This is a genomic window from Rathayibacter sp. AY1F2, assembly GCF_002930885.1.
GTDB lineage: Bacteria > Actinomycetota > Actinomycetes > Actinomycetales > Microbacteriaceae > Rathayibacter.
Genome location: NZ_PSVG01000014.1, coordinates 14,881 through 26,480 on the forward strand (window position 1 = coordinate 14,881; position 11,600 = coordinate 26,480).

Here is an 11,600-nt window from a genome sequence, read left to right on the forward strand (position 1 = left end):
TTTCCGACGAGGGCTCTCGGCCCCGGCGGCCCGCCGGAGCGTCCTGCCGACCGGCGTCCTGCCGACCGGCGCTCACCGGGAGCGTCGGTCGGCAGGGGCGCGGTCGCCGGGAGCCTATCGGGTCAGCGCTGGACGAGCGGGACGGCGATGTCCGTGACGTTCGCGCCGATGGCGCCGAGCGGAGTCGCCGTTCCGTTCAGCAGTCCGATCTCGTAGAGCGACCCGTTGACGGCGGCGAGGCCGACCGAGCCGATGGAGCTGCCGTTGCGGAGGACGGAGTAGATGTCGAAGCCGGTCGCACCCGCTGCGTCGAGGCCGAGCTTCCCGGTCGGCGCCAGGGTGCCGGCGTTGGCCGGGGACTGGATCGCGATCTGGTCGAGGGCCGTGTCGAGGACGAACAGGGTGGTCGCGCTGTTCGCGTCGAGGTCGTTGTTCGTGTACGCGGCCCCGGCGACACCGGTGGCCACGGCGGGCGCGGCGTAGCTGAGCGTGCCGTCGGCGACCGTCGCGGCGCCCGCGGTGGCGAACGGCTGACGGAGGTTCTGGCCCGTGTCGCTGACCACGCGGAGCGCGTTCGCGGCGGGGTTGAAGTCGACGCCGAAGGAGGTGCCGCTCAGCGCCACGGTGAGACGGGTCACCTGAGTGGCCACGCCGGTGGACGGGTTGATGGAGTAGACGCCGGCGCTCGCCGCGTTGTCGCCGACGCCGTAGAGGGCGCCGTCCTGGACCCGGTAGTCGATGCCGATGAGCGCGGTGTCGCCGCCGGTCAGGCCGCTGACGGCGACGCGGTTCGTGACCTTGCCGGGCTTCGTCGGGTTGAACTGCACGAGCTTCGTGCCGCCGTCGGAGAGTCCGACGACCCGCAGCTTCGCCGCCACGGAGCGGACCGCGTTGATCAGGTTCCTGTCCGACGCGCTGCTGGAGTCGCTGGTCGCCGCGGCGGGAGCGACGCTGCTCGCACCGGCGAGCACGGGTGCCACCGCCATCACGCCCGCGACGGCGACAGCTGCGATACCGACTCTGATGTTCCTGGTCATCGTGCACTCCTCGAGACTTGCGGTCGCCGGAGATCGGCGGCTCGGAAGGGGATACCGTCCGGAGCGCGCGAGCGTTCATCCGATCCGGAGATCCGTGCCCCGTCACTCCCGAGAGCCGTCGGCGAACCGGCGGAGCGCGGCCGCGTAGCGGTCCGGGTCCCGGTGGTCGCTGTCGGTCAGGAGGAGCACCGAGCCGGAGACGGCGCGCGTGTACTCGCCGCGGCAGGGGAGGGTGACCACCGTCGTCAGTCCGGCCTCCCAGGCGGGGACGAGGGAGCCGAGGCAGCGCCGCTCGGGGGCGGCGTCCAGAGGGACGTCCCGTGCGTCCATCCGGGCGGACCGCAGCTCGTCGTGCCAGGCGCGGAAAGGCGCTCCGAGGGAGTCGTCGCCGAAGCGCTCCCGCCAGCCGGGGCCGCGCGCGAGGTCGAGGAGGCGTGCGCGCTCGGGGGATCCGTCGGCGGCGCTGGAGAGCTGCCGGAGGAGCGGGCCGGTCTCGACCGCCAGATGCTCGACGCAGTCCTGCCACAGCTGAGGCCAGGCGCGCTGCTCGTCGGCGCCGGGCTCCGCCGACCCGACCCGTTCCGGGGACCGCTCGAGCGGCGGCGGCCCGTCGCCCGCCGGAGTGAAGCCCCACGCTTCGCGGATCCAGAGGAGCTCGAGCAGCGCCGCGGGGTTGTCCTCGACCGTGATGACCATCTCCGACGGCCAGGGGTCGCCGGGAAGAGGACGGGATGCGCGCATGAGAGGAGCTCCTTCCGAGGGGATGAGGTCGGATCGTGCCGGAGAAGGCTCCAGGGAGGCTGGGCTCGCGTCGGCCGACGCGCCACTCCTCCGGGCGCCCAGCGGCGTCCCCGGTGATCGTCCCCGCGAGCGGTCGAGGACGGCGCCGAGCGCCTCCCGAATGTCGGTGCCCCCGACCTACACTCGGACGCGTTCGAACACACGTTCGATGCGATGAGGAGGGAGCCGACCATGGGCGTGACCGTCGTGGAGCGCATCGCGACTCCGGCCTCGGACGCCGTCGCCGTCACCTTCCTCGTCACCAGCGAGGCCGTGGCGGCGGGATTCCCGTCGCCGGCGCAGGACTACTTCGACGGGTCCCTCGACCTCAACGACCACCTGATCCGCGACAGGACGTCGACGTTCATCGTCCGCGTCTCGGGCGAGAGCATGGTCGGCGCGGGCATCAGCGACGGCGACGAGCTCGTGGTCGACCGGTCGATCACGCCGACGCACGGGAGCGTGGTCATCGCGATCCTCGACGGCGAGCTGACCGTGAAGCGCCTCGAGCTGCACCCCGGGGGAGTGGTGCTGCGGGCCGAGAACCCGGAGTACCCGCCGATCCACGTCGCCGAGCTGAGCGACCTCCAGGTGTGGGGCGTCGTCACCGTCTGCCTCCACCGGCTGCACCGTGCGCTCTGAGCGGCGCATCGCCCTGGTCGACGTGAACTCGTTCTACGTCTCCTGCGAGCGGCTGTTCGATCCGAGGCTCGCGGGCCGGCCGGTCGTCGTCCTCTCTAACAACGACGGCTGCGTGGTCGCCCGCTCCGACGAGGTGAAGAGGCTCGGGATCGAGAACGGCACGCCCTGGTTCCAGATCGAGCCGCTCATCCGCTCCGGTCGCCTCCCGGAGGTGATCGCCCGATCGAGCAACTACGAGCTGTACGGCGAGCTGTCCGCGCGCGTGATGGAGCTGCTGGGCCGCTACTCCGCCTGGCAGGAGGTGTACTCGATCGACGAGTCCTTCCTCGGCGTCGACGGCGACGTGGCGGAGCGGGCGAAGATCGGCCGGGCGATGCGGGCGGCCGTCGCGAAGAACGTCGGCCTGCCCGTCTGCGTCGGATTCGGGCCGAGCAAGACTCTCGCGAAGTTCGTCAACAAGGGCGGAGCGAAGAAGCACCCGCGCCTGGGGGGCGTCTGCGACACCGACTGGTACACGCCCGAGCAGCTCGACGCGCTCATGGCCTCGCAGCACGTCACCGAGCTGTGGGGAGTCGCCGGCCGCACAGGGAAGCGCCTCGCGGAGCTGTCCATCCACACCGTCCGCGACCTCCGCGACGCGGACCCCGCGCTGATCCGCAAGAAGTTCTCGGTCGTCCTGCAGCGCTCCGTCTACGAGCTGCGCGGCGTCGACTGCATCCCCCTCGAGGCCGCTCGCACCGTCCGCGACCAGCTGATCTTCTCCCGGTCGTTCGCCACTCCCGTGACGACGATCGCGGACATGGAGCAGGTGCTCTCCGTCTACGCGCAGCGCGCCGCCCACCGCCTCCGCGCGCAGGAGTCGGTCACCAGGACGATGAGCGTGTTCGCGTCGACGTCGCCGTTCGCGGACGCGCCCTACGAGTCCGCCGGCGGCCTGGCCGGCTTCCCCGTCCCCACGGACGACCCGGTGGCGATGGTGAGGGCCGCGATCGGCACCCTGCGCCCGCGGCTGCGGGAGGGCGCGCGCTACGTGCGGGCCGGCGTCATCCTCACGAACCTGTCGCCCCGGAACTCCCACGCGCTGCTCGAGATCTTCGACACCGCCTTCGACACGAAGGGCCTCGGCGCCACCATCGACGCCGTGACCAAGCGCCACGGCCGGTCCGCGGTCGGCCTCGGGCTGGCAGGCATCCGCATGGGGCCGGTGTGGACGATGAAGCGCGACGCCCTCTCGCTCCGGGCGACGACGCACTGGGGCGAGCTGGCGACGGCCCACGCGCGGTGAGCCCGCCGGCGGGGAGATCGGGTCATCCGACGCGTAGGCGCCCGGGGCGCTCTCGGGCAGGCTCGTCGCCATCGACGAGTGTCGGTGCGGGGACAGCGGGAGGACCCATGGCCGAGAGCTGGCAGGACGCATCGGTGCGGGGCGTCGCGATGATCGAGAACGAGCTGGTCGTGCGCGACTTCCTCGAGGTGTGGAGCGCTCGCGACAGCCGCCAGCTCATCCCGTTCCTGCATCCGGAGGTCGTCTACAGCGCGTCGAGCTCGCAGGAGATCGCGGGGCGGGCGCGGGTCCTCGAGATGTGTGACGAGGTCCATCGGGCGTTCACCGAGATCCGGATCGCCCTCGTCACGATCGCCGTGGCCGGCAGCGTCGTCCTCACCGAGCACGCCCTGCATCTCCGCTCGGACACGGGGGAGGGCCACTGGCTCCGCTGCTTCGGGAGCTACGAGCTCCGCGGAGAGCAGATCGTCACCTGGCGGCAGCTCCATGGCTGAGGGCCTCGCGTGACGGCGGTGACCGGGCCCGCGCGCCTCAGGCTCGCCCTGGTGCTGCTGGCGATCGCCTCGGGCGCGACCGACGCGTTCGCGTTCCTCCTGCTCGGCGGTATCTTCACCGCGAACATGACGGGCAACCTGGTGCTGCTGGGGCTGTACCCCCGCTCCGCCTGGCTGACGACCGCGGCCGGAGCGGTCACGGCGATCGTCTTCTTCGCCGGAGCGGTCTACGCCGGGTTCCGCACGACCCGGGCGCGCACGCCGTCGACCGGCGACGGGAGACGTCCGCTCCGCGCGATCGCACTCGTGGGGGTCGTCCTGCAGCTCGCCGTCGCGGTCGCCTGGCCGACGGTGCAGGGCGGCACGTCGCTGCTCGTGGACTGCGCGTTCATCGCGACCAGCGCGGCGGCGCTGGGGCTGCAGACCGTGCTCGCGAAGCGGATCTCCGGCGCCGCCGGCCTGACGACCACGTTCGTCACGGGCACGCTCACGAGCCTGATGCAGGAGCTCGCCGAGCGCTCGTCCGGGTCGAGGACCCTCCAGGCGCTCATCGTCGCGAGCCTCGCGGTCGGGGCCGTCGTCGGAGCGGCGACCGTGACGCTCGCTCCGGACTGGGCCCCGACGCCGGCCCTCGTGCTCTCGGCGCTCGCCGTCGTGCTGCTCTTCGCGCACCGCGCGCGAGCCGTGCCCGCGGGAGCGGAGCCCGGGGCCCCGCGTCCCGCGTGACCGGGATCAGGCGTCGAGCGCCCACTTCGGCCGGACCCAGTGGCAGGTGTAGCCGCCGGGGTGCTTGCGCAGGTAGTCCTGGTGCTCCTCCTCGGCGTCCCAGAACTCGCCGGCGGGCTCGACCTCGGTGACGACCGGTCCGGGCCAGCGGCCCGACGCGTCGATCTCGGCGATCGTCTGGCGCGCGACCCTCTCCTGCTCAGGCGAGAGGAAGAGGATCACGGAGCGGTAGGCCGTGCCGATGTCGTTGCCCTGACGGTTCTTCGTCGTCGGGTCGTGCACCTGGAAGAAGAACTCGAGCAGGTCGCGGTAGGAGAGCTGCTCGGGATCGAACTCGATCTCGACCGCCTCCGCGTGGTCGCCGTGGTGGCGGTAGGTCGCGTTCGGCGTGCTGCCGCCGGCGTACCCGGCGCGGGTGCTGAAGACGCCCGGCATGTCGCGGATGAGCTCCTGGAGCCCCCAGAAGCATCCGCCCGCGAGGATCGCGCGCTCCTCGGCCATCAGACGCCTGCCTTCGTGTCGTGCGCGGACTCGCGCGGAGAGATCATCATGCGGGCAAGTCCATCACGACCGGGGACGTCGCGGCGAGCGTCGGACGACTCTCGGAGCAGACCGTCGGCGGGGGAGCCGAGCGTGTCCCGGCCGAGCGCTCCGTCACTGCGATCGGTACGCCGCCGGAGATGCACCGGTGGGAACGAGTCATCTGACCGGGTCGCTCCGGGTGCCCCCGTTCCTACGCTCGTCGGTACAACCGAGGAGAGAGCGGAGCGGACCATGGAGCAGCCGAACGTCGAGACGCGCAGTGCACGGCGGGTGATCGAGACCCTGACCGCCAACGGCGTGAAGTACGTCTTCGGGATCCCGGGAGCGAAGATCGATGCGGTCTTCGACGTCCTCGCCGACGAGGGGCCGGAGCTGATCGTCTGCCGGCACGAGCAGAACGCCGCCTTCATGGCCGCCGCGGTGGGACGGCTGACGGGCAGCCCGGGGGTCGTCCTCGTGACCTCCGGCCCCGGCACGACCAACCTCGCCACCGGCCTGCTCACGGCCAACACGGAGCAGGACCCGGTCGTCGCGCTCGCCGGGGCCGTGCAGCTCTCCGACCGCCTCAAGCGCACGCACCAGTCGATGGATGCGGCCGCCTTCCTCTCCACCGTGACGAAGTACACGGTCGAGTCGACGGATCCGGACGACGTCTCGGAGGCGGTCAGCAACGCCTTCCGCGCCGCCGTCACCGAGCCCCGAGGCGCCGCGGCGGTCGTCCTCTCGGCCAGCGTGATGGCCGCGCCGACCTCGCAGGTCATCACCCGGGCGGCCACGGGGCCGACGAGCGGTCCGGCGCGCGCCGAGGACCTCACCCACGCCGCCGACCTGATCAACACCGCGGAGCGGCCCGTCCTCCTCGTGGGACTCCGCGCGTCGGAGCCGGCGACCGTCGCGGCACTGCGGGTCCTGATCAGCGAGACGGAGCTGCCGGTGATCGAGACGTTCCAGGCGGCCGGCCTCGTCTCCCGCGAGCTCGAGGACCACTACCTCGGCCGCGTCGGCCTGTTCAAGAACCAGCCCGCCGACCTCGCCCTCGCCGAGTCCGATCTCGTCGTCGCGATCGGCTACGACGCCGTCGAGTACGACCCGGTGATCTGGAACAGCGACGTCGACCGCCGGATCGTCCACATCGACTCCGTCGACGCCCCGCTGGACAACCACTACCTGCCCGCGCTGGAGCTGAAGGGCGACCTCGCGCAGACCGTCGCGGCCCTCACGCCGCTCGTCTCCGGCCTGCAGCTCGACGAGGACGCGGCCGACCGGGTCGCCCGGCACCGGAGCGAGCTGGAGCGGATCGACGACGCGGCGCGGACGGCCGAGGCGGCTCCCGGGACCGTCGATCCCGCCCGCCTCGTGCTCCTGATGCGCGACCTGCTCTCGGACGACGCCACCGTGGCCTGCGACATCGGCTCGAACTACATCTTCATGGCCCGGCACTTCCGCGTGTACGAGCCCAAGCACCTGCTCTTCTCGAACGGGCAGCAGACCCTCGGCGTCTCCTTCCCGTGGGGCATGGCGGCGAGCCTCCTGCGCCCCGGGACCCCGGTGGTCTCCGTCTCGGGTGACGGAGGGTTCCTGTTCTCCGCGACGGAGATCGAGACGGCGACGCGGCTCGGCCTCTCGTTCACGCACGTGATCATGCGGGACGACACCTACGACATGGTCGGCTTCCAGCAGCTGCTGAAGTACGGCCGCAAGTCCGGGGTCCAGCTCGGCGACTACGACATCGAGAAGTTCGCCGCGGCGTTCGGCGCCACGGGCAGGCGGGTGAGCGGCCTCGCCGAGTTCGAGGAGGCCTTCCGCGCCTCCCTCGCCGAGCCGGGCGTCTCGATCATCGACGTCGCGGTGGACTACAGCCGCAACGTCGACATCGCCGCCCACCTGGTCGAGGACGCCTTCGAATGAGCACGCACACGGTCGACTCGACCGACGACTACGCGATCTACCAGAGCTCGACCATGGCCGCCCTGCTGGCCGGGGTCTACGACGGGGACCTGACGATCGGCGAGCTGCTCACCCACGGCGATCTCGGGCTGGGCACCTTCAACCACCTGGACGGCGAGATGGTGATCGTCGACGGCGTCTGCTACCACCTGCGCAGCGACGGCTCCGTCCAGGTCGCGGACGGCGACGACCGGACGCCCTTCGCCGCCGTGCTGCCCTTCCACGCGACCACGACGTTCACGGTCGAGGAGCCGACCGGTCTCGCCGGACTCACCCGGCTGATCGACGACGCGGTCGACGGCGGGAACATCCCCGTCGCCCTGCGGATCGACGGCCGGTTCACCGAGGTCCGCACCCGGACCGTCGGCGAGCAGACGGAGCCGTACCCGCCCCTGATCGAGGCGACCGCCCACCAGAGCGTCACCGGCATCGCCGACACCCGCGGCACGATCGCGGGCTTCCGCACTCCGCAGTTCGAGCAGGCCGTGTCGGTCCCCGGGTACCACCTGCACTACGTCGACGACGCCCGCGAGAAGGGCGGGCACGTCCTCGACGTGACCGTGGCCGAGGTGACGGTCTCGCTCACGACCGTCGCCGGACTGCACCTCGCGCTTCCGGAGACGGACCAGTTCCGCCGGGCGGACCTGGCGATGAAGGACATCGCGGCGCAGGAGGCGCGAGCGGAGGGGTGAGGCGGGCGGGACCTCCGGGGAGACGGGCCGGCCGCGACCCGTCTCCCCGGAGGCCGGTCAGGGCGCGAGCTCCTCGCGGACGATCGCTGCTCCCGCGCTCAGCGCGCTGAGCTTCCCCCAGGCGAGGTCGCGGGGCAGCGGTGCCATGCCGCAGTTCGTGCTCGGGAGGAGCAGATCCGCGTCGACGAACCGGAGGGCGCGGCGCAGGGTGTCGGCGACCTCCTCGGGCGTCTCGACGGTCCCGCTCGCCACGTCGATCGCTCCGAGCATGACCTTCTTGCCACGGACGAGCTCGATCAGCTCCATCGGCACGTGGGAGTGGTGGCTCTCCAGCGAGACGATGTCGAGCGAGGACTGCTGGAGGAGCGGCAACGACTCCTCGTACTGCCGCCACTCCGACCCGAGGGTCGCCTTCCAGTCGGTGTTCGCCTTGATCCCGTAGCCGTAGCAGATGTGCACCGCGGTCTCGATGCGGAGTCCCTCCGCCGCCCTCTCCAGCGCGGCCACACCCCAGTCGTGCACCTCGTCGAAGAAGACGGTGAAGGCGGGCTCGTCGAACTGGACGATGTCGACTCCGGCGTCCTGGAGAGCTCGCGCCTCCTCGTTGAGGATGGTCGCGAACTCCCACGCCAGCTTCTCGCGGCTACCGTAGTGCCGGTCGGAGAGGGTGTCGATCATCGTCATCGGGCCGGGCAGCGCCCACTTGATGGGCTGATCGGTCTGCTCGCGCAGGAACCGGGCGTCGTCGGCGAACACGGGCCTCTCGAGGCCCACGGCGCCGACGACGGTCGGCACGCTCGCGTCGTACCGGTCGCGGATGCGCACCGTCTCGCGCCGCTCGAAGTCGACGCCGGTGAGGTGCTCGATGAACGTCGTGACGAAGTGCTGGCGGGTCTGCTCCCCGTCGCTGACGATGTCCAGGCCCCGGTGGTGCTGCTCGTGGACGGCGGCGCGCAGGGCGTCCTGCTTGCCCTCGGCCAGGGCGTCGCCGGTCAGCCGCCACGGGGACCACAGGGTCTCCGGCTGCGCGAGCCACGACGGCTTCGGCAGGCTGCCGGCGATCGAGGTGGGCAGGAGCGGGAGGGACGTCGAGGATCCGCGGGCGCTCATCGGACCGCTCCCGCGTACCCGGCGGCCCACTGCCGCAGCCGCTCCCCGTGCGGCTTCATGAGGTGCTCCTCCGCGAACCGCCCCTGCTCGACCGCGAGCCGGCCGCGCTCCTCGCGGTCGTAGGAGACCGCGGGCCGCACGTAGTCCTGCTGCTCCAGGTCCGGCCGGTAGACGTCGGCGGCGGCCGAGCGCGCGCCGTAGATCTCGGGCCGGTAGATCCTCTGGAACGTCTCCATCGTGCTGATCGTGGCGATGAGCTGGAGGTCCGAGTAGTCCTCCAGCAGGTCGCCGCCGCAGTAGAACGCGAGCGGCGCCGTGCTGCCGGGCGGCATGAAGAAGCGGACCCCGAGGCCCATCTCCGCGAAGTACCGGTCGGTCAGCGAGAGCTCGTCCTGCCGGTACTCGACGCCGAGGATCGGATGGAGGGTCCCGGTGCGCCGGTAGGTCCTGCTCGTCGAGACGCTGATGCAGATGACGGGCGGCGTCGACGAGAGCTCCGCGTACTGCGCGGAGTCCTGGAAGTGCTGGAAGAGCGCGCCGTGCAGGACGCCGAAGTCGTCGGGGACGGTGAAGCCGGCCTGCGAGGCGTTGACCGCCGGCAGCCGCACGCTGAAGTCGTGGTCGCGGAGGTAGGAGGAGAAATTGTTCCCCAGTGTCCCCGGCTGACATCGGCCGGTGCGGCGGTCGAGGATCCGGGTGCGCAGGACCTCCAGCAGGGGGAACTCCCGGTCCTCGCCGTCCGTGGTGAGCCGCAGCCCGACGGAGACGATGTCGAGCCCGACCGTGTAGCGGCCGCGGCTCGGATCGTCGCCCGGCACGAGATCGTTCAACCGGTCGTCGATCATCCGCAGCGCGGTCCGGAGGTTCTCCCAGCGGCGCTCGCCGCGGGCCAGATTCGCGAAGTTGGTGGTGATCCGGGAGCTCCGGGCCGGCGAGTAGTCCTCGTCGAAGGGGGTGAGGGTGATGCTGAAGGCGGGTTCGTTCGTCATGATCGGCCGATCGGTAGGAGGGACAGGGGCGGGGGCGGGTCCCCTACGTCCCGAAGAGGTTGGCGCGGGTCCCGCCGGGAGCGAGCTCGTCGCGGAGGATCCCGCGGCGGCGCAGCACGGGGACGAGGTCGTCGAGCATCCGGTGCAGGGTGACCGGGTGCAGGTCCCCGGAGAGGAGGAGCCCGTCGCTGCCGCCGTCGTCGCCGAGCTCCTCGACGAAGTCGGCGAACTCCTCCGCGGTGCCGACGAAGCCGGCGCGCTCGGCGACGCGGCCCTTGCGCGCCTTCCTGGTGAGCAGCTCCCGCAGCGGAGCGTCCTCCGTGCCGCCGTAGAGGCCGGCGATGGTGCCGTGCGAGACGTGCTCGCCGAACACCGACCGCGGGACGGGGAGGTCCAGGTCCAGCCCGGTGAGGTCGGTCTCCAGGTCGCTCGACCAGCCGAGCGCGATCCGCCGCAGCGCGTCCTCGTCGGGGTGGCGCGACGCCTCGACGACGCGCGTGGCCTCCTCCGGGCTCGACACGATCTCGGGCTTCACGACGAAGAGCACGCGCAGGTCGTCCGCGGTCCGCCCGTGCTGCTCGGCCGCGGCGAGCACGCGCGCCCGGTAGTCGCGCACCGCCCGGGCCTCCAGAGGGGCGAGCGCGAGCTGCACGTCCGACTGCGTGCCGGCGAAGGCCAGGCCGCGGGGGGAGCCGCCTGGGGAGACGACGATCGGGTCGCCGTTCGCGAAGGGGACGGCGTTCAGGGGTCCGTCCACGCGGAAGTGCTCCCCGCGGTGGCGGAACGCGTCGATCCGGGTGCCGTCGGCGTAGCGGCCCGACTCGGGGTCGGCGACCAGCGCGCCCTCCCCCCAGCTGTGCCAGAGCCGGCGGACGACCGCCATCCACTCGTCGGCCCGGTCGTAGGCCGCGTCGTGCGACAGCGGCTCCAGGCCCACGTGGCGGGCGCTGCCGACGTCGGTGACCAGGTTGATCCCGAAGCGGTCGGAGCTGAGGTGCTGCAGCGTCGCCGCCTGCCGGGCGGCGAGGTACGGGGGCGTGATGCCGGCGTTGATCGTCGGCGCCAGCCCGATCCGCTCGGTCGCCGCGAACAGGTACGGCGCCAGGAGGAGCGGATCGTGCTTCGGCCCGCCGTACGCTCCCCGCACCCGCAGGTCGAGCGTCTCCGGGGAGCCGAGCGAGACGGCGTCCTCCATCACGATCAGCTCGAAGCCGGCCTGCTCCAGCTCGCGGGCCGACTGCTGGTAGAGGCCGGGCTTCGTCCAGTCGTGGTTCCACTCCCGGTAGGGGTGCCCCCATCCCTGCGGGCCGAAGCCGCGGGAGAAGAACCAGCCGAAGTGCTGACGGCGCGCCACG

At 72.0% G+C, this 11,600-nt stretch carries 12 protein-coding genes; 6 read left to right on the forward strand and 6 right to left on the reverse strand.

The window, feature by feature from the left end; translation table 11 throughout:
• Nucleotides 1–122: 122 nt before the first annotated feature.
• Both C5C54_RS11435 and C5C54_RS11440 read right to left on the reverse strand, forming a co-directional pair.
• The gene (locus C5C54_RS11435) at nucleotides 123–1,037 is read right to left on the reverse strand and encodes a DUF4394 domain-containing protein (protein WP_219812191.1); all 915 of its coding nucleotides are present in this window, start codon (nucleotides 1,035–1,037) and stop codon (nucleotides 123–125) included.
• A 102-nt stretch (nucleotides 1,038–1,139) separates the two neighbouring features.
• On the reverse strand, nucleotides 1,140–1,778 hold the full coding sequence (locus C5C54_RS11440; protein ID WP_104288386.1) for a hypothetical protein: 639 nt from the start codon (nucleotides 1,776–1,778) through the stop codon (nucleotides 1,140–1,142).
• A gap of 231 nt (nucleotides 1,779–2,009) precedes the next feature.
• Here C5C54_RS11440 and C5C54_RS11445 point away from each other — a divergent pair, with 231 nt between their 5' ends.
• The 4 genes from C5C54_RS11445 (at nucleotide 2,010) to C5C54_RS11460 (ending at nucleotide 4,964) form a co-directional block, all read left to right on the forward strand.
• Nucleotides 2,010–2,459 (forward strand): LexA family transcriptional regulator, encoded by a 450-nt coding sequence (locus tag C5C54_RS11445; protein ID WP_104238880.1) that lies wholly within the window; start codon nucleotides 2,010–2,012, stop codon nucleotides 2,457–2,459.
• Nucleotides 2,449–3,744 carry a Y-family DNA polymerase gene (locus C5C54_RS11450; protein ID WP_104288387.1) on the forward strand — a complete coding sequence of 432 codons (1,296 nt, stop codon included), beginning with the start codon at nucleotides 2,449–2,451 and terminating at the stop codon, nucleotides 3,742–3,744. Before C5C54_RS11445 ends, C5C54_RS11450 begins: the two co-directional genes overlap by 11 nt.
• A 107-nt stretch (nucleotides 3,745–3,851) precedes the next feature.
• Entirely contained in the window at nucleotides 3,852–4,238 is a 387-nt protein-coding gene (locus tag C5C54_RS11455; RefSeq protein WP_104247117.1) for a nuclear transport factor 2 family protein, read from the forward strand.
• Nucleotides 4,239–4,247: 9 nt separating this feature from the next.
• A complete protein-coding gene (locus C5C54_RS11460) occupies nucleotides 4,248–4,964 on the forward strand; it encodes a YoaK family protein (protein ID WP_104288388.1) in 717 nt (238 codons plus the stop codon).
• 6 nt (nucleotides 4,965–4,970) lie between these two features.
• Here the strand turns inward: C5C54_RS11460 and msrA are convergent, their stop codons facing one another.
• Complete coding sequence (gene msrA / locus C5C54_RS11465) at nucleotides 4,971–5,465, reverse strand: peptide-methionine (S)-S-oxide reductase MsrA (RefSeq protein ID WP_104288389.1); 495 nt, start codon at nucleotides 5,463–5,465, stop codon at nucleotides 4,971–4,973.
• Nucleotides 5,466–5,738: 273 nt separating this feature from the next.
• On the opposite strand from msrA, the gene alsS reads away from it, so the two are divergent.
• Nucleotides 5,739–7,415, forward strand: a complete 1,677-nt coding sequence (gene alsS, locus C5C54_RS11470) for an acetolactate synthase AlsS (RefSeq protein WP_104260759.1) — start codon at nucleotides 5,739–5,741, stop codon at nucleotides 7,413–7,415.
• Nucleotides 7,412–8,146 (forward strand): acetolactate decarboxylase, encoded by a 735-nt coding sequence (gene budA / locus C5C54_RS11475; RefSeq protein ID WP_104260760.1) that lies wholly within the window; start codon nucleotides 7,412–7,414, stop codon nucleotides 8,144–8,146. The genes alsS and budA overlap by 4 nt, the downstream gene beginning before the upstream one ends.
• 57 nt (nucleotides 8,147–8,203) lie before the next feature.
• On the opposite strand, the gene C5C54_RS11480 is transcribed toward budA, so the two are convergent.
• The 3 genes from C5C54_RS11480 to C5C54_RS11490 are packed head-to-tail and all read right to left on the reverse strand — an operon-like array spanning nucleotide 8,204 to nucleotide 11,599.
• Nucleotides 8,204–9,256, reverse strand: coding sequence for a methionine synthase (locus tag C5C54_RS11480; protein WP_104226544.1), 1,053 nt, complete (start codon nucleotides 9,254–9,256; stop codon nucleotides 8,204–8,206).
• Complete coding sequence (locus tag C5C54_RS11485) at nucleotides 9,253–10,245, reverse strand: putative oxygenase MesX (protein ID WP_104288390.1); 993 nt, start codon at nucleotides 10,243–10,245, stop codon at nucleotides 9,253–9,255. The genes C5C54_RS11480 and C5C54_RS11485 overlap by 4 nt, the downstream gene beginning before the upstream one ends.
• Before the next feature lie 43 nt (nucleotides 10,246–10,288).
• On the reverse strand, nucleotides 10,289–11,599 hold the full coding sequence (locus C5C54_RS11490) for an LLM class flavin-dependent oxidoreductase (RefSeq protein WP_104288391.1): 1,311 nt from the start codon (nucleotides 11,597–11,599) through the stop codon (nucleotides 10,289–10,291).
• Nucleotide 11,600 lies beyond the last annotated feature (1 nt).

Bases quoted from the DNA above. Each gene is read 5' to 3' on its own strand.
- C5C54_RS11435 (WP_219812191.1), bottom strand. From the start codon at position 1,037: ATGACCAGGAACATCAGAGTCGGTATCGCAGCTGTCGCCGTCGCGGGC.
- C5C54_RS11440 (WP_104288386.1), bottom strand. From the start codon at position 1,778: ATGCGCGCATCCCGTCCTCTTCCCGGCGACCCCTGGCCGTCGGAGATG.
- C5C54_RS11445 (WP_104238880.1), top strand. From the start codon at position 2,010: ATGGGCGTGACCGTCGTGGAGCGCATCGCGACTCCGGCCTCGGACGCC.
- C5C54_RS11455 (WP_104247117.1), top strand. From the start codon at position 3,852: ATGGCCGAGAGCTGGCAGGACGCATCGGTGCGGGGCGTCGCGATGATC.
- msrA (WP_104288389.1), bottom strand. From the start codon at position 5,465: ATGGCCGAGGAGCGCGCGATCCTCGCGGGCGGATGCTTCTGGGGGCTC.
- alsS (WP_104260759.1), top strand. From the start codon at position 5,739: ATGGAGCAGCCGAACGTCGAGACGCGCAGTGCACGGCGGGTGATCGAG.
- budA (WP_104260760.1), top strand. From the start codon at position 7,412: ATGAGCACGCACACGGTCGACTCGACCGACGACTACGCGATCTACCAG.
- C5C54_RS11480 (WP_104226544.1), bottom strand. From the start codon at position 9,256: ATGAGCGCCCGCGGATCCTCGACGTCCCTCCCGCTCCTGCCCACCTCG.
- C5C54_RS11485 (WP_104288390.1), bottom strand. From the start codon at position 10,245: ATGACGAACGAACCCGCCTTCAGCATCACCCTCACCCCCTTCGACGAG.